The sequence below is a fragment of the Aureivirga sp. CE67 genome (genome assembly GCF_015767245.1).
Classification (GTDB): Bacteria; Bacteroidota; Bacteroidia; order Flavobacteriales; family Flavobacteriaceae; genus Aureivirga.
The window spans coordinates 42,239-60,945 of the sequence record NZ_JADOTV010000015.1 but is presented as its reverse complement, the minus strand read 5'-3'; the positions used below and the strand labels follow the sequence as shown (position 1 = coordinate 60,945).

The window sequence follows — 18,707 nt, the reverse complement described above, 5'->3', positions numbered from 1 at the left end:
TTACATTTTTGAAAATAAATACCAAATATTTTAATAGTAATTAAGTAAAATTTATACCCCCCGTAACAATATGAGAACAAAATTATTTTGGATGCTCTTTGTAATGCTATTCTACAATAGTATTTTACAAGCGCAAACAGAAGTGAATCTTACCTTTCCTGTAAATGCTGCAGATTGGGAGGTAGGAGGTAATGCTTCTGCAGATGCAAGCGTTAACTTCGATGGAAATGGTATACATGACGAACTTTTGTTGTGTCCAAACCAATCAGGTAAACGAGGATATGTATATTATAAAGAACCTTTAAATCTTACAGCTTGTTCTAAATGGACAGTAGATTTCGATTTTAGAATTTATGATAGTTATAATTATCAACCTGCGGATGGTTTTGCATTTAGTTTTTTAGAAGAAATTCCTTCAGGTTTTGTGTCAGGAGCTGGATTAGGTGTTCCGAACAATTCTGGAACCAAAGGACTTGTAATAGGATTTGATACATATAATAATGAGTCTACGGGAGCTGGAGCTTATCATGACAACCCAGAGATTCAATTAAGAGAGGTAAATGTAGATGGTGGTGTAAGTTATAAAGAATGGGTAGGTTTACAACCATTTGAAGATTCTCCAACGACAATTAAATTAGGAACTGGAAATGTTAATGTTGATAAATATATTATTAGATCTAATTCTTATAGGAGTGCAAGAATTGAGTATGTTAATGGAAATATTACTGTTTATATTGATTTAAATCAAAATGGTACACTTCAAGAAATTTTAGGTCCAACACCATTACAATATAATTATAATTATAGTGGGTACTTAGGGTTTACAGCTTCTACTGGTGCATATTCAGATAATCACTCGATTAAAAATGTAAAAATAACTTTAGATTCTTATGATGATACACTAGAAGAAGAGGTTTATTTATGTGAAGGAGTTGGTCTTGCAACTTTACTAGATGCGGGAGAAGGTTATAATAGTTATGTTTGTACAGATAGTTCAGGGAATGTTATTGATCCTCAAAACCCAGCTATTCCTAATGTATTTGAAGTAAATACTCCAGATGTATATACTATTGTAAAAGAAAATATTTGTGGAGTTATTACACATACTTTTACAGTAATTGAAGAGCCAGAAGTTACAGAACATCCTTTAGCTGAATACGGAGAAATTACAATTGATCCAAGTACTGGAAATGAGATTGTAAATATTATGTTATGTGGTTTAGTAGACGATGTTTTGTTAGAACCAAATTTTGGTACTCCATCAAATGTAGTATGGACTAAGATTTTGGATGATGGGACTTCTGAGTTAAAATCAACAGATTATAACTACCTTTTAACAGGTAATGAAGCGGAAGGGTTTTATTCTTTAGAGTTTAATAATGCAACATGTTTTGAAATATTTTATTTTAATGTTGAGAGAAATTATATTAATCCTATTGCAACTCTAATTAGTCCACTTACATGTAATGACCAAAATGCAGTAGTGAAAATAAATAATGTTCCTTCAAATTATTTATTTTCATTAGATCAGGTTACATGGCAAGATGAAAGTGTATTTGAGTTCTCGACAGGAGGATATTATGAGATTTATGTGAAATCAGGAGTTACTCTTGAAGAGGAATGTATATTCACAGCAGCAATTACTATTTTAGAACCAGGAGATATTGTAGTAGATGCTACATCAGAGCTAGCAAGTACATGTCCGGGAGCGCCAGTTAATATTAATTTACAAGTTTCGAATGTTGCAATTCCTTATTCAATAAAAGTTGAAGGTTTACTTTATAGTGGAGAAACTGGAGGACATACTGAAAACTTTGTTCAGATTCCGAACTTACCAAATGACGGAAGTTATACGATTACAATTACAGATTTTTACGGATGTGAAGAAGTTGTAGTAGTAGAAGAAATAGAAAATGATGCTGAAATTACTGTTCATGTAGAAGTTTTAGAAGACTTGAACTGTGGTCCAGCATTAATCAATGTTGTTGTTGATGGTGGGGTTGCTCCTTACTATTATATCTTCAATGGAGCTTTCCAATTTGATAATCCACAATTTACTGTGACTGCACCAGGAACTTACACTGTACTAGTTTATGATGCAACATTTGCTTGTCCAATTACAAGTCCAGAATTTACAATTAATAATCCTGTAGAAATAGAGTTCGATATTGATAAAACAGATGTTTTATGTTTTGGAGATACAAACGGACAGATTACAGTAAATGCAACAAGTGGAGCTGCTCCATTAGAGTATAAAATTGCAGGGTCAGTGAATATTGACTATTCATCTGTTTCTACATTTACAAACTTATCTTCTGGAACATATACTGTGACCGTTAAAGATAAATATGATTGTACAGAATCAATGGTTGTTGAGATTGAAGAACCAGCAGATGGAGCAAATGCTATAGCAACATTAGTTCAAGATTATACTTGTACAACAGAAGGAATTATTGAGATTCAGAATATCACAGGAGGAAGTGCTCCATATGAATATTCAATTGATGGTGTGAATTATCAAACAGCAATCCAGTTTACAGGATTGACAGCTGGTAATTTTGACCAAATTTATATTAAAGATGCGAATGGTTGTGTAAAGAAACTTAATGAAATTTTAATTGAAGATTTACCAACCGAACCAACAATTACTTCTACAATTACTTATGATTGTACTGGAAATGGAGAAGTTGAATTAACAACAAATCCAGCAGGTACTTATTCTTATAGAATTACATCTCCAACAGTAACAGCTTGGCAAAACTCAAATACTTTTGCAGATTTAGCTCCAGGAAATTATACAGTTGAAATAGATTATGGTTCAAACTGTATTACAGATTATACTTTTCAAATTGAAAATGGAAATCAGTTAGGAGCAGAATTATTATTTGTTCAAAATAATACTTGTAAAGATAGTGATGATGGTAAAGTGAAATTAGTAGTTTCAAATTATTATTCAGAATACCAATATTCAATTGATGGAGGAGTTACTTTTACAAATGCGAATTCAGATGAAGTTGAGATTGAAAACTTAGCAGATGGGACTTATAATGTAATTGTACAAAATATTGCAAATCCATTATGTGAGGTAACAACAAATGATATTGAAATTACAGAACCAGCTGAAATTACAGTTTCTGTAGATGTAATTGTGCCAAGTACATGTGATACTCCTGAAGCACAAATTCAAGTTACAGCTAATGGAGGAACTCTTGATTATGAATATAAATTATTAGATTTTGCAAATAATACAGTTGTTGACTTCCAAGATTCAAATATTATTACAGGATTAACACCTAATACATATTTTGTTGAAGTAAAAGACGCAAATGGATGTACTGTTACTTCAAGTTCTTTTGAAATTAGCAGTGCAGAAGTTCCAACAGTTACGATTACAACTCCAACACTTTGTTATGATGGAGGAAATAATGGAGAAGTTATTGCAACAGCTACAGGAGGAATTGCTCCTTATGAATACAGTTTAAATGGAGGAGTTTGGCAAGCATCAAATACATTTAACTCACTAACGGATGGAGATTATACAGTACAAGTAAAAGATGCTTATGGATGTATTTCTACTTCTAATACTTTGACTATTTATCCTCAATTAGATGTTAATGCAACTTTAGAAGAAGATTTAGTTTGTTTTGAAAATGCTGAAATGCAAATTCATGTAACAGGAGGTAAAACTCCTTATGAATATTATTTATCAGATGGAGTAACACCAACAACTGCAAATAATATTCACGAAGTAAACTTTGGAGGAACTTATACTTTTATTGTAAAAGATGCTAATGGGTGTACTATTGAAACAAACGAAGTGGTAGTGACACCAAACATTCCACCTTCAATGACAATTGTACAACCAGATCCAATTTTATGTAATGGAGATATTACTTATATAGAAATTAATGCTACGGATGGAACTTTCCCATATGAATATTCTATCAATGGAGGTTTAACTTGGCAATCGAGTAATTTATTCTCAGGATTAACTGCAGGAACTTATCAAGTAGTTGTAAGAGATAGTAAAAACTGTCAGGTTTCAGAAACATATACTATTACAGAACCTACCGTTCTAGATGCAAGTGTTGAATCAATTGAGGAATTATCTTGTGTGGCAGGAGAATCAAAAGGTCAAATTCACTTCTTAAATATTTCTGGAGGAACACCACCATATAAATTTAGAGTTTTAGATAATGATGATTCTACAACGAATGCATATGAAACATGGTCTATTGATTATGTAGGAATCACAATTATGAGTTATACGGATTTACCAGCTGGATTTATTTATTATCCAGAAATCCAAGATGCAAACGGATGTATTATCTCTTTTGATTCGGTTTATATCTATTCTCCGCCAACAGAGATTAGTTTAGATGTAACAGATGTAACAGAACCAACTTGTAGTAGTGGAGCAACAGTTAAATTAACTGTATTAAATGCACCACCACCAGCATCAGGAAATCCAGAATATCAATTTACATTAGATGGAGGTTTAACTTGGACAGCTCCTCAGTTAGAAGAAGATTATACTTATACAGGTCTAGTTCCTGGAGTAACTTATTACTTTGGTGTGCAAGATAAGGCAGGATGTAAATATTTACATGAACCTTATACAATAGATAATACTTTTGCAGTTCACGTAGATGTTACTGATACTAAAAATACTTGTTTTGGAGATACAAATGGAGAGGTAGAATTTACAGTAAATAATACAGTAGATACACAAATTGAAGCGAAATTATTCAATATTGAAACGCAAACTTATGTAGATACATTTATTGCACCAGCAAATAATAACCCTTATTCATTTACAGGAATTCCAGAAGGAATTTATAGAATTGAAGTATACGAGCAAGGTCCTAACTTCTGTTTAGGAGGTACACCTGACTTTGATATTTTCGATCCAGAGTTTGATTTAGCTGGAAATGTTACAGATCCAACAGGATTAAAATGTAATCAAGATGCTACACTAATTATGTCTGCTACTGGAGGATTTGCTCCATATCAATATGCTTATGTAACTCAAGGAGGAACACCAGTAGATGCTGATTATTCTAATAACCCAGTGAAGACTATTGGAGCAGAAGGATTCTATGATTTCTATATTAAAGATGACGCAGGTTGTGATGTTTTAGTAGGAACGAAACAAGTAATAAAAATACCAGAACCAACTTTAGCTTTAACTAAAAATAACTGTACAACGGATGGAATTTTCACAATTGATGCAGATATTACAGATGTTGGAGGTTCAGCACCATTCTTATTAAGAATAAATGGTGGAGCTTGGGTATTCCCAATCTTAAACCCAACTTCTTACCAATTTGAAGTAGGTGCAGCAGGAACTTATACAGTTGAAATTATTGATTCAAACGGATGTATTGTATCTGAAGATATTGAAATTCATCCAGAGATTACTATTGATTATACAATCGTTAAACAAATAGATTGTTCTTTAAATCCAAGTGCTGCTATTTCGATTAATGCAACAGGAGGAACTTCAAACTTTACATATATCATGACAGATCCTAGTGGAACTGAATTTGATAATGGTACAGTTTCTAACTTTACTACTGATATTACTAGTGCTGGAGATTATATTTTCAAAGTTGTAGATAATTTAAATGGATGTGAGAAAGAAATTACAGTTCATTTTGATAATCCAAACCCAGTTGTTATAGAAAACATTATTAAAGAAGATGTTTCTTGTAATGGAGGAAATGATGGTAAATTAATTGTTGAAATAACTAATAATGGAGATATTCCTTATGAGTATAGTTTAAATGATGTTATTTATCAAACAAGTAATGTTTTTGAAAACTTAACTGCTGGAACTTATACAGTATTTGTTAGATCTTCTAAAGACTGTAAAGTAGATCAAACAATTGAAATTTTAGAACCAAATGAATTAACATTTACAACTGATGTTACAGGATTCAGCTGCAATACAGATAACTTACCAATTTCTGCAAATATCCAAGTAACAGCTCAAGGAGGAACATTGCCTTATGAGTATGAATTAGTAAATGCTGCTGATAACTCAGTTTATATAGGATATAATACAGATTCACAATTAGTCATTGCGGATTCAGGAAATTATATTGTTAATGTTAAAGATGCAAATGGATGTACACAAACTAGTACAGCAATCTTTATTGAAGTATTCCAAGAAATTTCTGATGTAACTTTTGCTACGATTACAGAAGTGTCTTGTATCAACCCAGAAACTGTACAATTAACAGTTAATGGAGGTTCAGGATTATATCAATATGAATTAGTAGGATCAACTATTCCAGCTAATAATACTGGATTATTTGACTTAGAAATAGGAACACATTTATTCCAAATTACTGATTTAACAACAGGATGTACTTTTGCTACAAACTATTTAGTAGAAGATCCAAATATATTTGATATTAATGTTCAAGTAGTTGCTCCAGTAACTTGTTTTGGAGGAAATGATGGAGAGATTAATGTAGAAATCCAAGGAGCTTATACAGGAAGTATTAATTATGAAATTATTCCAATTGGAACTTCAGTTCCAGTAGTAACAGGAACGAATCCTGATATTGCAACTTTTGCAGTGAATTCTATTCCAAATGGAAATTACCAAATTCACGTTACTCAAGATAATAATCCAAATTGTGTTATTATTTCTGATGTATTTACAGTTGGAGGACCAGAAGCTGTTTTAAATGGAGGAATAATTATTACAACGCCATTTACATGTTCTACAACTGCATCGATTAAAGCAATTGCAGAAGGAGGATGGGGTAATTATTCTTATGTTCTTCTATTAGGAGGAACTGAAATTGCAACAAATGATGTTGGAATTTTCTCAAACTTAGATCCAAATAATTATGAAGTTCAAATTACGGATGATTTAGGATGTGAATTTACAGTACCATTTACAATTTCTCCTTATGAAGATATTAATGCTGATTTAGTATTAAATCAAGATATTATTTGTAGTGGAGATAGTTCAGGAATTATAGAAGTTGTTAACTTAACTGGAGGTGAAGGTCTTTTATCTTACACTATTTATAAAGATGGTCAATTCTTAATTACAGAATACCAAACACTTTTTGATAACTTAACTACTGGTGAATACTATGTTGAAATTCAAGATCAATATGGATGTACTTTCACAACAAATACAGTTCAGTTAGGAAGTCCAGAACCTTTAATGGCTGCAGTGACTATTCATGAACAATTAGGTTGTGATGTTCCAGGGCAAGTAGAAGTAACAGGATTAAACGGATCTGGGAACTATTATTATAGTAATAATGGATTATCATTTAATCCAAACCCAATTTTCTTAATCACAGAAGCAGGAGATTATACTTTCTATGTACAAGATTTAGATACAGGTTGTGCTTCTTTACCAATTACAATTACAATTGACCCTGTACCAGAATTATCAATTAATTTAATTCTAACAAATGCAGTGATTAATTGTCCAGAAGAAGAAAATGCTTTTGTTACGTTTACAACTAGTCCAGGTCAAGGAGATTTAGAGTACTTCTTATATGAAGGAAATGAAATTATTGAAGGACCAACAACGAATTATTACTTTGATAATTTAGGAGAAGGAACTTATAAAATTAAAGTTGTAAGTAATGATGATTGTTATGTATTCAGTGAAGAATTTACAATTGAAGATCCAGAACCATTAGAGTATACATTCTCTGATATAGTACATATCGATAACTGTGAAAATCTTTTAGGAAGTTTAACTATAAATGTAACAGGAGGAAATCCACCTTATAATTACGATCTTATAGATGGAACATTGAATTTTACTAATGATAATGTATTCGATTATTTAGAACCTGGATTCTATCAATTTGAAATTTCTGATGAAAATGGATGTAGCATTGTTACAGATGAAATAGAAATTATTGCTAAAGACGCTATGGTTTCTTCAGTAGAAATTCTTCAACAAGAAATTTGTGAAGGAGATATGAATGCAGCATTTGAAATAAGTGTGGAAGGAGGACAGCCACCATATTACACTAGTTTAGAATATGACGGAAATTATGTTGAAGGACAATTTATTTTCGATAATCTAAGTGGAGGTCAAGGATTCTATGTTTATATCAAAGATTCTAATAACTGTGAGTCTTTCGTAGAAGTAGTATTAGAGGAAGCATTTGATTTTGAAGCAACTTATGATATGGATTATAGTAATTGTTATTCTCAAAATGATATTATCGTAAATGTATCAACAGGAGAGCCAACAGATTATACATACATAATTGATGGTCAAATTTACTATGATACAAACCATATTACGGATTTAACTGAAGGAGTTCATCAGTTAGAAATTATTCATATCGAAAAAGGATGTAATTATATTATTGAAAATATCGAAATAGAAAGTATTGAAGAATTAAGCTTATCTGTAGAGAGAACTTTCATCAATGAATTAACATTCTCAGGTAGTGGAGGTATTGCTCCATTAACATACACGATTAGTCCAGAAGAATACATGACAGAAGTTTCTACAAATACTTATGAAGTTTCAGAGTCTGGAGTATATCAAGTTACGGTTACAGATGCAAATGGATGTTCTGTTACAAAAGAGGTGGAGTTTGAATATATTGATATTTCTATTCCAAACTTCTTTACACCAAATGGAGATAGTATTAAAGATTACTGGTATCCAGAAGGATTAGAATATTATCCAAATGCGAAAGTGACTATTTTCGATAGATATGGTAGAAGATTAGGTTTCTATAAAGGGAATTCAGAAGGATGGAATGGAGATTATAAAGGAAAAGCTTTACCATCAGATGATTATTGGTTTACACTTGATTTAGAAGATGAAGAAAACCAAACTTTTAAAGGTAATTTCACACTTTATAGATAATACACACGAGAAAAGAAAATGAAAAAATACATATTTTTAGTTACCACACTTCTGTCGGTTATTAGTTTAAAAGCGCAAGAAATACCAAGACAGAATCAATACTTATCGGATAATCCATACGAGATTTCTCCTGCTTGGGCTGGAATTGGAGATTGTTTCAAAATCAGATTAGGTGGAGTTGCACAATGGATTGGTCTAAAAGATGCTCCAAGAACACAAGTTTTATCAATAGATGGAACTGTTGGGAAACAAATGGGAGTTGGAGCAATATTAACAAATGATAAAAATGGGAATACGTCGCAAACAAATTTTGCGGCTTCCTATGCTTATCACGTAGTTTTAGATTATTATTCAGAGAAATATTTATCTTTTGGTATTAGTGCAAAATTAGCACACTCAAAAATTGATATTTCAAAGTTTATTGATGCTCATGAAGATCCAGGAGTAGAAAATAATAGATCATTCACACAAGCAAATTTTGATATTGCAGCTTTGTATAGATATAAAAGATTTTATATCAATTTAACTGCAACTAATTTGTTGAATAAAGAAACAAAAGCATTTGCGGAATCTGAACCAGAGAATATCCGAAGTGCTTATTTGTATACAGGTTATAAATTTGAAGCTGGAGATGATTTATATTTTGAACCATCTTTACTTTATCACCATTATTTTGGTGATGGAAGGCAAGAGATGGATATCAATATGAAGTTTTTAAAAAATAACAGAGATGAAAACTATTACTGGTTAGGAGCTACCTATAGAATGGCTGCTGAGCAAAGTCCAAAACCAATATCAATTTCTCCAATGTTTGGAATGCGATATGACCAATTTTACTTTGCTTATGGTTATCAGTTAAGTTTAACAAAAATCCAAAAAACAAATACTGGTTCTCATTTCCTAACATTAGGATATAGTTTCTTATGTAATAAAAACTCGGATCTATGTACTTTCTGGTACTAATAGATACATAACATATTAAAAAAGAAAAGAGGCTGTAAATGGCCTCTTTTCTTTTTATAAACAATATTTTTTTAGCTTTTCTTCAATTCGAAAATATAGATACCTAAGATTTTCCTATTTTTGAAAAATAATTGAAACCATGTTTCTTTATTTAAGTTGAATACAATGAAAAGAATAATCTATATAGCTGCCATTACTTTTTCAATCATTTCTTGTTCTTCTGATAAAAAGGAGGAGATACAAGAAAAAAAAGAAGCGCAAATTACTGAGAATAATTTTGAAGCAAACGGAGCTCCACAAATTATTACTTTAAACCAAAAAGCAAAAGAAGAGCTTCAGGATTGGAAAAACTATGAACAATTAGATGAAATGGTTTCTAGGTTAAAAGATATGTCTATTCCAGAAGCTTATAGTAATGCTTCCGAATTAAGCTATCTTACAAAAGTGGTGAAAGATTCGATTGCAATAAAACAATTAGATATACCAGCCGTAAGAGTTCGATTAAATCTTTTAAATAATGAGGCTTTAAGGCTAAAAGATATTTCGACGATTGAAGATGTGAATTTAGATAGTCTTGCACATAGTGAAATCTACAAAATTGTAATAGCTTTCTCTAATGTAAATGATCGAATTAATGCTGTCTATCGTTTAGATGAGTTGAGGTCTAATCCGAATTTGACTAAAATGGATTCTCTTTTCTTAAAGGACTTAAAAAGCTTAAAAGATTCTACAGAAGTTATTCGTAAGCAAAAAAGAACAAACGATACTTTAAAGACAAAAAACTCTCCTTTGATTAGTCCAAATATTGGACGTAAACTATTGAAGCCGAATCAAAAAAGTAAATAAAAAAAAGGAATACTAAATTTTGTTGCGTATCTTAAAGGTTAGAATATTTCAAAAACCGATACTATATGCAGTTAAATTTACAAGAAGTAGACCGTGTATCGTCTATTACCAAAGAAGTATTTTTAAAAAAATATTATAAAACACAAACTCCAGTAATTATTGAAAATCTAACTTCAGATTGGAAAGCAAATAAAGATTGGAGTTTTGATTATTTTACAGAAAAAGTAGGAGATAAAATAGTTCCTTTATACGATAATAGTCCAGTAGATTATTCTAAAAAGTTTAATGAACCAGCTGCTGAAATGTCTTTTAAAGACTATATCGAATTGCTACAAAAAGGACCCACCGAATTAAGAATATTTTTATTTAATATTTTAAAAGAAGTTCCAGAATTAAGAAATGATTTTAAATTTCCAGAAATTGGAATGCCTTTTATCAAGCAAATGCCGATGCTTTTTTTTGGAGGAGAAGATTCCAGAGTATTTATGCATTATGATATTGATTATAGTAACTTAATCCATTTTCATTTTCATGGAGAAAAAGAATGTATTTTATTTCCACCAAGCGAAACAAAATATTTGTATAAAATTCCTTATTCATTGATAAGTAGGGAAGATATTGATTTTAATAATCCAAATTTTGAGAAGTGGCCAAAATTAGCCAAAGCAACAGGGTTTAAAGTACATTTAAAGCACGGAGAAGCTGTTTATATTCCAGAAGGATATTGGCACCATATGTATTATAAAACACCAGGATTTTCGATGACGTTGAGAGCTTATCCAAGAAATATCAAAAGTCTTGGAATCGCACTGTATAATTTAGTTTATATGAGAAACTATGACAACCTAATGCGAAAGTTAAAAGGAGAAAAATGGCTACACTATAAAAACAGTAAAGCTCTACAATAAAATAGAAATTGAAATTATCATTTTTGATAATTTCAATTATCCTCCAATCGTAGACATACTCTCAGAAACATTCGGATTTCTTTTTCTGTTTTCTTCTGCTACAAATCCGTTTTTAGGTTTTTGAGGTATTATTTTTAAAAATAAAGCTTTCAATTCTTCATTACTAATATCTTTTTTCAATGCTTCTTTTAAGTTGAAAACACCATCGTCAAAAAGACAATTCTTAATCATTCCTGTAGCAGTAATTCGAACTCGATTACAATCATGGCAAATAGTTCTTGTATATGCAGGAATAATTCCGAAATTCCCTACCGAATCGTAAAGTTTGAAGTTTTTAGAGGTAGAAGATTTTTCATTAGTTAAAGTTTCAAACTCTGGGAAACCTTTTCGAATTTCTTTTAATATTCGTCTATAATCCCAAATTTCTTCCATAGAACGTTTTCCAGTTCCATTAAAAGGCATTTCTTCAATAAAACGAACAGAAAGATTTCGATCTTTTGAAAGTGCTACAAAATCAACTATTTCATCTGTATTAACTCCAGGTTGAACAACAATATTTAATTTTAGATTAATACTACTTTTTTCTAATAATTCTAAAGCTTCCCAAACATCATTAAAATTATTTCTTCGAGTTATTTCAAAAAAACGTTCTGGTTTTAAACTATCAATACTAAGATTTATAGTATTAATTTTCATTTTTTCAAGCTCAGAAATATGACGTTTTACTAAAGCTCCGTTGGTAGTAATGTTTATTTTATTTAGAAGGTCGTTATAAGAAAGCATCTCTAGAAGTTGCATAAAATCTTTCCTCACAAAAGGTTCTCCTCCAGTAAGTCTGATTTTGTCTACACCAAGTTCCGTAAGTGCTCTAGTGATTCTATAAATTTCTTTATAACTCAAAAGTTCATTTCGCGGAACAATTTTGATACCTTCGGCTGGCATACAATACTGGCATCTCAAATTACATCTATCTGTAACAGCAAGTCTTAAATAGGTAATTTGCCTTCCATATTTATCAATCAGCTTTTCCATTCTATAAAATTACCCAGAAGTTTCTACACTTCCTATTCTTGACAGCAAATTTACTCAAAAAAATACTAACTTAGGTCCTCTCGAGTCAATTGATCTAATTTTTTCAAAAGAGTTGGCATTCTGTACTCTCCATGCATATTTTCTAGTTGTTTTTTTACAAAATCTACATCAATTCCTTTTGCAGTAACATATAAAGGTTTTTTACTTTCTCCTCTTAAAACAGCACGTTTATTTGAATCTTCATCCGAGAAGTTATTCTTAGCAACGCCAACAATAGGATATTTTTCATTTAACTCATGAAATAAATAACCTCCAAGTCCATCTTTAGTACTATTTAGCGTAACATATCCATCTACGATTATAATAGCATCTTCTTCCAAGTCAATTTTTTCTAATAAACTTAAAAGACAAGGAAGCTCTCTTTTATAAAAAGCTCCACTTTCATAATTTTCAGGAGTCTTGATGATTTCTTCAAAAACCATTTCAGGTTCTTCAGAGTTCCAATCTTTAAATTTTACACAAACTGTTTTAGCATTATCAGCAAAATAATAAGTGTCAAAAGCGTATATCATTTTTCAGTTTTTTTATTTTAAAATTAATTTTCCATGGTACAATTCTTCTACATTCAATATTTCAGGAGTGTTATAAGATATTACGTTTCCATTGGAATATATAGTACCAGTTAATTGTTTTTTTGGATAAATATGAACATCATTTGTACTTTGTTGATGTACATAAACTTGATCAGCAATAAAATTTTTTGCATCTAAAAAAGGTGCTCCAGAAAAGAAAGCAATACTAAGATTAATAGTACTTCCACTAATTTTAAATCCAGCAAATTCAACACCAATTATAGAAACAGATTTAGAATTTAGTTTTAAATCAAAATCGCCAATAGCTAAATCTGAAGATTCTTTACTAGTTGTAGAAATTATTATTTCTGGAAAATTTAAAGTTTCTTCAGAATAAATTTTAAACTGTGTATTGTTTTCTATTTTTTTTAAATTATTAGTTGTAAGTATAATTTTTGTAACCTTATTATTTTTGATAATAGTGCAAGTTGGCTCAAAATTTAAAGTCAAAACATTGTTTATGATTTCAAACGAAAAATGATCAATAAGACTTTCTGTGGTTTCTATTTCAATTTTAGATTCTTCTCCAACTTTTATTTCTAATAAAATATTTTCATTTACTACTAAATTTTCAAAACTATCCAGATCTGTAAACTCAAAAGTTCTAATAGAACTATCTTCTACAAAACATTCTTCAAATTCTTCAACATTGCAAGAAATTAATACAATAAAAAGGAAGTAAGCTATTTTTTTCATAGTTAAATTCTGCATCCAATACCAAAACTGAAAGATTCGGCTTTTGCTGCATGTGCTTTTAAGTTTATTTGACCAAAAATATTTTTCGAGATATAATATTTCATACCGATGTTTTCATAAAAATTTCCTTCGTAAGTAAATGGAGAGTAGATGTAAAATCCTAACTGAACATAAGCAGAAAGTTTGCTAATAAATAACTCATGACCAAAAATTACAGAAGCTCTTTTATAATCTGGAAGTTCTTCATCGCTATTTTGATCTAAAGATTTATAATAAATATATTCTTTCAAGAATTTTGAGTTGAAATACTCGAAACCTAGTTGGAAGGCAGATTTTTTAGAAATACGTTTGTCTGCATAAATAGAGAAATTGTAAAAGGGAAATTTCCCACTTCCGATTAAATCTGTTTCATTTTTTCCAGAAGCAAAAGTAAAATTGAATTTTACTCTTTCTTTTTCTGGTATTGGAATTTCATTAACCTTATCGTCTATATTTTCTTTCTTTTTCCCTTCAAAAGCATAATTCACACCAAGCATGGCTGCAAAAACATTGGTCCCAGAGTTTGGGGATTTTGTTCCGCCATTAGAATTATGTAAAAGTGTAATTCCTGTTTTTAAACCAAAATTGTCTAAAATTTGTAATCTTTGGTAATAAAGATTAAGTAGAATACTAGCATTTATATGAGAACCAAAAGCATTATTTTTCGGGTTTTCAATTTTATCATAAGGATTTGTAACGTAGGATAAACCTGTACCAATTTTTAGAATAAATTGATTTTTTGTTTGATAATCTCTAAGGTTAAAAGCACAATGAGCATTTATAGAATAGAGTTTCCCAAGAATAGCATTATGATAATTTTGATGATAGAAAGTAAATCCAATTGTTGGATGATTATAAATTCTTTCCCATTCTTTTCTTCCAGAAGTCTTTTTTTCAAAACTCAATAAAAACCCAGTAGGGTGTTCTGTGATCAAATGACTAATTCCAGGTTTATGTCGAAGTATGGAGCCAAAATAGGGGGAGAAATCCGTTGTGTATATTGGATTTTCTTCTGTATTATTTTGTGAAAATAATAGAAAAGTGTTGAGGTAAATTATAATTTTAAATAAATTTTTCATAGAAATTTTGAAAACGCAAATATAGAATTTTGTGAATTTATATGAAATAATTGCATAAAATAGTGTGAAATTGACAGTTTTAACATGTCAAAATGTAGATTTTTGAGCTTTGGAAGTGTTTTTGTTGTCAGTTTTTAAAAATAAGAAAAATGGATACAAATGTAAAATTGATACCACAACTTCACAAAGCACTTCTTTTTGTGATTCCGATGTGGGTAGTATATATCATAGAAATTGCACTAAATCGTAATTTCAACAACTTTGGAATTTATCCGGAAAAATTCTACGGTCTTAGAGGTGTTTTATTTTCTCCTTTTTTACATGGAGATATAAATCATTTATTTAATAATACCGTTCCTATTTTAGTTTTAACTACGATTTTATTCTTTTTCTACAGAAAAATTGCGAACAAAGTATTTTTCTATGGCTTTTTTCTGACTGGAATTCTAACATGGCTTTTAGCGCAAGATAATTATCATATTGGAGCAAGTGGAATTGTTTACATGCTTTTTGGTTTTGTCTTTTTTAGCGGAATTATTCGAAAACATTTTCGATTGACAGCTATTTCTCTAATGGTTATTTTCTTATACGGTAGTATGTTTTGGTATATTTTCCCAATTGAAGATAAAATATCATGGGAGGGGCATCTTTCAGGTTTAATTATTGGATTGTTATTCGCAGTTATTTATAGAAAGAAAGGTCCAAAACCCAAAGAGTTTACTTTTTCAAAAACAGAGTTTGATACATGGTTTGATCAAGATGGGAATTTTTCTCCACCAATTGAAGAAGAGAATGACGAAGAAGAGGATGATTTAAATGAAAATAATCCTAAAAGGGAATTGATTGAAATTCAAAAACCAAAATATCAAGTAAAGTATTTATATAAAAAGTCGAATAATATTGATGAAAATGAAAAATAATCTTGATTTTCACTTATAATATTACGGTAAAAACTTTGTGTATTTGATTAAAATGTAATAATATTGTAGAGTTATGATTGTTTTAGTATTAAATTAACATCAGTACTAAGATGAATATTCAAAAATTATGAAAAATTATTAATTGAAATTCTTTATTGAATTTCACATTTTAATCTATGAAAAGAGGCTTATTACTAATTTTATTCTTAATTCCAATTTTAACTTTTGCTCAAAGTAAAGTGTTTGGTACTCTTCAGAATGATGTAGGGAGTATACCTTACGCAAATATTTTGTTAGAAAATACTGAAGGGAAAATTACCTCTCATACGACTTCAGATGATAATGGATATTTCGAATTGACTTCAGAAAATGGAAAATTTATATTAAAAATTAGTTTCGTTGGTTATAAAACTATTGAAAGAAACATCAATATAAGTGGGAATAAAGATTTAGGTAAAATTCAATTAGAAGAAGAAAGTGAATCTTTAGGGCAAGTGGAGATTTCTGCTTATAAAAAAGTAATAAAAAGAGAGAAAGGGAAAATTATTTTTGATGTTAAAAATAGTCCTTTCAAAAGTGGATATGAAACTACCGAAATTTTAAGAATTACACCACAAGTTTTAGTAGATATTGATGGTAGTGTTAAATTACCAAATGGAACACCGATTGTTTATGTAAATGGTGTAGAGTTAAGACTATCAGGAGATGATCTTACAAATTATTTAAACAACTTAGATTCAAAAAATATTGAACGAATTGAAGTAAAAACTACAGGTTCTGCCAAAAATAGTGCTACAAATAATAATGGAAGTATTAATATTGTTTTAAAGGAATTTCCTGTTGGATATCATACTAGTTTTACAGGAAGAATTAGTTATAGAGATAAAGATCATATAGATAGATATATTGGGAATTCTTCTTATTTTGGAGCAAAAAAATGGAATGCTTATATCACAGCAGATTATTTTGAAAATTTTGATCAAACTAAGACAGAGACAACAAATACTTTTAAGAATTCGAATGATACATTTAATGGTAAAAGTATTCATAAACTAAATAATTATTTTTCTAGAGTAAGGGCTGGAATCGTACTTTATCCTATAAGTAGTTTTACATTTGGTTTAGAAGGTTTTTATAGAAATAGTTCACCACATTCTGTAGAAATTGGATCTCAAATTTATAATCAAAATGAGGATGTTCTAAGATATACTAGTGTTTCAGATGCAAAAGAAACTACAGAATTATATTATGGACTAACAAATATCACATATAACTATGATGATAAAGGAAGTAAAATTCATTTTGCTGGACAGATAGGGAATAATAAATTTATAAGTGATAATAATGTTACATTAGAAACATTTGATCCAATAAATTATACAGAAATTGATATTTTTGATACAGATGCAAAGTCTAATTACTATGATATTAAATTAGATTGGAATAAAATTTTTGAAAAAGATTGGGAAGTTTCTGCAGGAGGAAGACTTAGTAATGTAGAGAGAGAGAATAAATTGAATATTTTTACAGAAATTGAAGGAGAGTCATTTGAGTTAGATGGTGAAGATTTTGAAAATAGAGAATCAATTTATGCTGCATATATTTCTCTTACTAAAGAGTATAAAAAACATTTTTTTGAAGTTGGTCTTAGATCAGAAACAACAAATTTAGAAGGAATAGATAAATTATATGATACGTCTGTAGATAGAAATTATACAGATTTATTTCCTACGTTTAATTATAACTATAATATTTCAGATCATAAAAATCTTTCTCTAAGTTTTGATAAGAGTATTCAAAGAGCTTCATTTAGACAATTGAATCCATATATCATTAAGATTAACGAAAAATTATATTTAACAGGAAATCCAAATTTAACTCCAACTTATTTATATTCTGTAGGTGCTGATTATGCATATAAAAGTCATACTTTCTCTGTAAGAGCTAAAAGAATAGAAGATATGATCTCTCAGCTTTCTATAGAAAGAGAAGACGGAATCCTAGAAACTAGGCCGATGAATATTGGAGAAAGTCAAATCTATACCATAAGTCATGATTTTTCTAAAAGATTTAAGTCAAAATTTTTCTTAAAGATATATAGTAAGTTTTTCTATACACATTTTAAGTATAATGAGAAAATTTATGAAACACCAAGTTTCACTAATCAGATTGTATTTTATTATTTTTTAAACAAAAAATGGACATTGTTTTTAACTAATAAATTTGTAACAGATTATAGAAACGAATTAGCAGAAGAATCAAGTTGGGATAGACTTTCAGTAGGGTTTAAATTGAAAGTATTAAAAGGTAAAGGTATAATTAATTTTGCAGCTTATGATATTTTAAATACTCTAAGAATGAAAAGCAATACAGATTTCAATACCTTTACTCAAGATTATTATTCTAAAAATATATCTAGATTCTTTTCATTAAGTTTTAAATATACTTTATCAGGTAAGAAAAAGATACAAAAGAAAAACTTGAAGGATGATGGAAACCTGAAGAATAGAATATAATGAGTAAAAAAGTACATACAATCAATAAAATAGTATCAATAAAAAAGTAGTTTATAGTTTAAATTTGAACTGTGGGTTACTAACTAAAATATCTTTTTTTCAAAACCACCTTTTCTTTAAGGGTGGTTTTTTTATATCCAAAAAAAAAGCAGAAGTATCTGATTTACTTCTGCTTTCGATTAATTTATAATATAGAATGTA

The 18,707-nt window shown here is 29.5% G+C and carries 10 protein-coding genes; 6 read left to right on the top strand and 4 right to left on the bottom strand.

Annotation, left to right across the window (positions count from 1 at the left end; genetic code table 11):
* Window positions 1–70: 70 nt before the first annotated feature.
* The 4 genes from I0K12_RS15810 (at window position 71) to I0K12_RS15795 (ending at window position 11,592) form a co-directional block, all read left to right on the top strand.
* Window positions 71–8,875, top strand: a complete 8,805-nt coding sequence (locus I0K12_RS15810; RefSeq protein WP_196889111.1) for a T9SS type B sorting domain-containing protein — start codon at window positions 71–73, stop codon at window positions 8,873–8,875.
* An 18-nt stretch (window positions 8,876–8,893) separates the two neighbouring features.
* Complete coding sequence (locus tag I0K12_RS15805) at window positions 8,894–9,838, top strand: type IX secretion system membrane protein PorP/SprF (RefSeq protein WP_196889110.1); 945 nt, start codon at window positions 8,894–8,896, stop codon at window positions 9,836–9,838.
* Between the two features lie 165 nt (window positions 9,839–10,003).
* Window positions 10,004–10,684: a hypothetical protein gene (locus I0K12_RS15800; protein ID WP_196889109.1), complete on the top strand. Its 681-nt coding sequence runs from the start codon at window positions 10,004–10,006 to the stop codon at window positions 10,682–10,684.
* A 65-nt stretch (window positions 10,685–10,749) separates the two neighbouring features.
* Window positions 10,750–11,592: a cupin-like domain-containing protein gene (locus I0K12_RS15795; RefSeq protein WP_196889108.1), complete on the top strand. Its 843-nt coding sequence runs from the start codon at window positions 10,750–10,752 to the stop codon at window positions 11,590–11,592.
* Window positions 11,593–11,628: 36 nt separating this feature from the next.
* Here I0K12_RS15795 and moaA read toward each other — a convergent pair whose 3' ends face one another.
* The 4 genes from moaA to I0K12_RS15775 all read right to left on the bottom strand — a co-directional run bounded on the left by moaA (window position 11,629) and on the right by I0K12_RS15775 (window position 15,070).
* The gene (gene moaA / locus I0K12_RS15790; protein ID WP_196889107.1) at window positions 11,629–12,624 is read right to left on the bottom strand and encodes a GTP 3',8-cyclase MoaA; all 996 of its coding nucleotides are present in this window, start codon (window positions 12,622–12,624) and stop codon (window positions 11,629–11,631) included.
* A gap of 65 nt (window positions 12,625–12,689) precedes the next feature.
* The gene (locus tag I0K12_RS15785; RefSeq protein WP_196889106.1) at window positions 12,690–13,196 is read right to left on the bottom strand and encodes an endonuclease V; all 507 of its coding nucleotides are present in this window, start codon (window positions 13,194–13,196) and stop codon (window positions 12,690–12,692) included.
* Window positions 13,197–13,208: 12 nt separating this feature from the next.
* Window positions 13,209–13,952, bottom strand: a complete 744-nt coding sequence (locus I0K12_RS15780) for a GIN domain-containing protein (protein ID WP_196889105.1) — start codon at window positions 13,950–13,952, stop codon at window positions 13,209–13,211.
* A 2-nt stretch (window positions 13,953–13,954) separates the two neighbouring features.
* Window positions 13,955–15,070: an acyloxyacyl hydrolase gene (locus tag I0K12_RS15775; protein ID WP_196889104.1), complete on the bottom strand. Its 1,116-nt coding sequence runs from the start codon at window positions 15,068–15,070 to the stop codon at window positions 13,955–13,957.
* 149 nt (window positions 15,071–15,219) lie between these two features.
* On the opposite strand from I0K12_RS15775, the gene I0K12_RS15770 reads away from it, so the two are divergent.
* Window positions 15,220–15,990: a rhomboid family intramembrane serine protease gene (locus I0K12_RS15770; protein WP_196889103.1), complete on the top strand. Its 771-nt coding sequence runs from the start codon at window positions 15,220–15,222 to the stop codon at window positions 15,988–15,990.
* Between the two features lie 176 nt (window positions 15,991–16,166).
* Entirely contained in the window at window positions 16,167–18,506 is a 2,340-nt protein-coding gene (locus I0K12_RS15765) for an outer membrane beta-barrel protein (RefSeq protein ID WP_196889102.1), read from the top strand.
* The last annotated feature ends 201 nt before the right edge of the window (window positions 18,507–18,707 follow it).

Coding starts and splice junctions, on each gene's coding strand:
- I0K12_RS15780 (WP_196889105.1), bottom strand. CDS start 13,952: ATGAAAAAAATAGCTTACTTCCTTTTTATTGTATTAATTTCTTGCAAT.
- I0K12_RS15810 (WP_196889111.1), top strand. CDS start 71: ATGAGAACAAAATTATTTTGGATGCTCTTTGTAATGCTATTCTACAAT.
- I0K12_RS15770 (WP_196889103.1), top strand. CDS start 15,220: ATGGATACAAATGTAAAATTGATACCACAACTTCACAAAGCACTTCTT.
- I0K12_RS15775 (WP_196889104.1), bottom strand. CDS start 15,070: ATGAAAAATTTATTTAAAATTATAATTTACCTCAACACTTTTCTATTA.
- moaA (WP_196889107.1), bottom strand. CDS start 12,624: ATGGAAAAGCTGATTGATAAATATGGAAGGCAAATTACCTATTTAAGA.
- I0K12_RS15785 (WP_196889106.1), bottom strand. CDS start 13,196: ATGATATACGCTTTTGACACTTATTATTTTGCTGATAATGCTAAAACA.
- I0K12_RS15795 (WP_196889108.1), top strand. CDS start 10,750: ATGCAGTTAAATTTACAAGAAGTAGACCGTGTATCGTCTATTACCAAA.
- I0K12_RS15765 (WP_196889102.1), top strand. CDS start 16,167: ATGAAAAGAGGCTTATTACTAATTTTATTCTTAATTCCAATTTTAACT.
- I0K12_RS15800 (WP_196889109.1), top strand. CDS start 10,004: ATGAAAAGAATAATCTATATAGCTGCCATTACTTTTTCAATCATTTCT.
- I0K12_RS15805 (WP_196889110.1), top strand. CDS start 8,894: ATGAAAAAATACATATTTTTAGTTACCACACTTCTGTCGGTTATTAGT.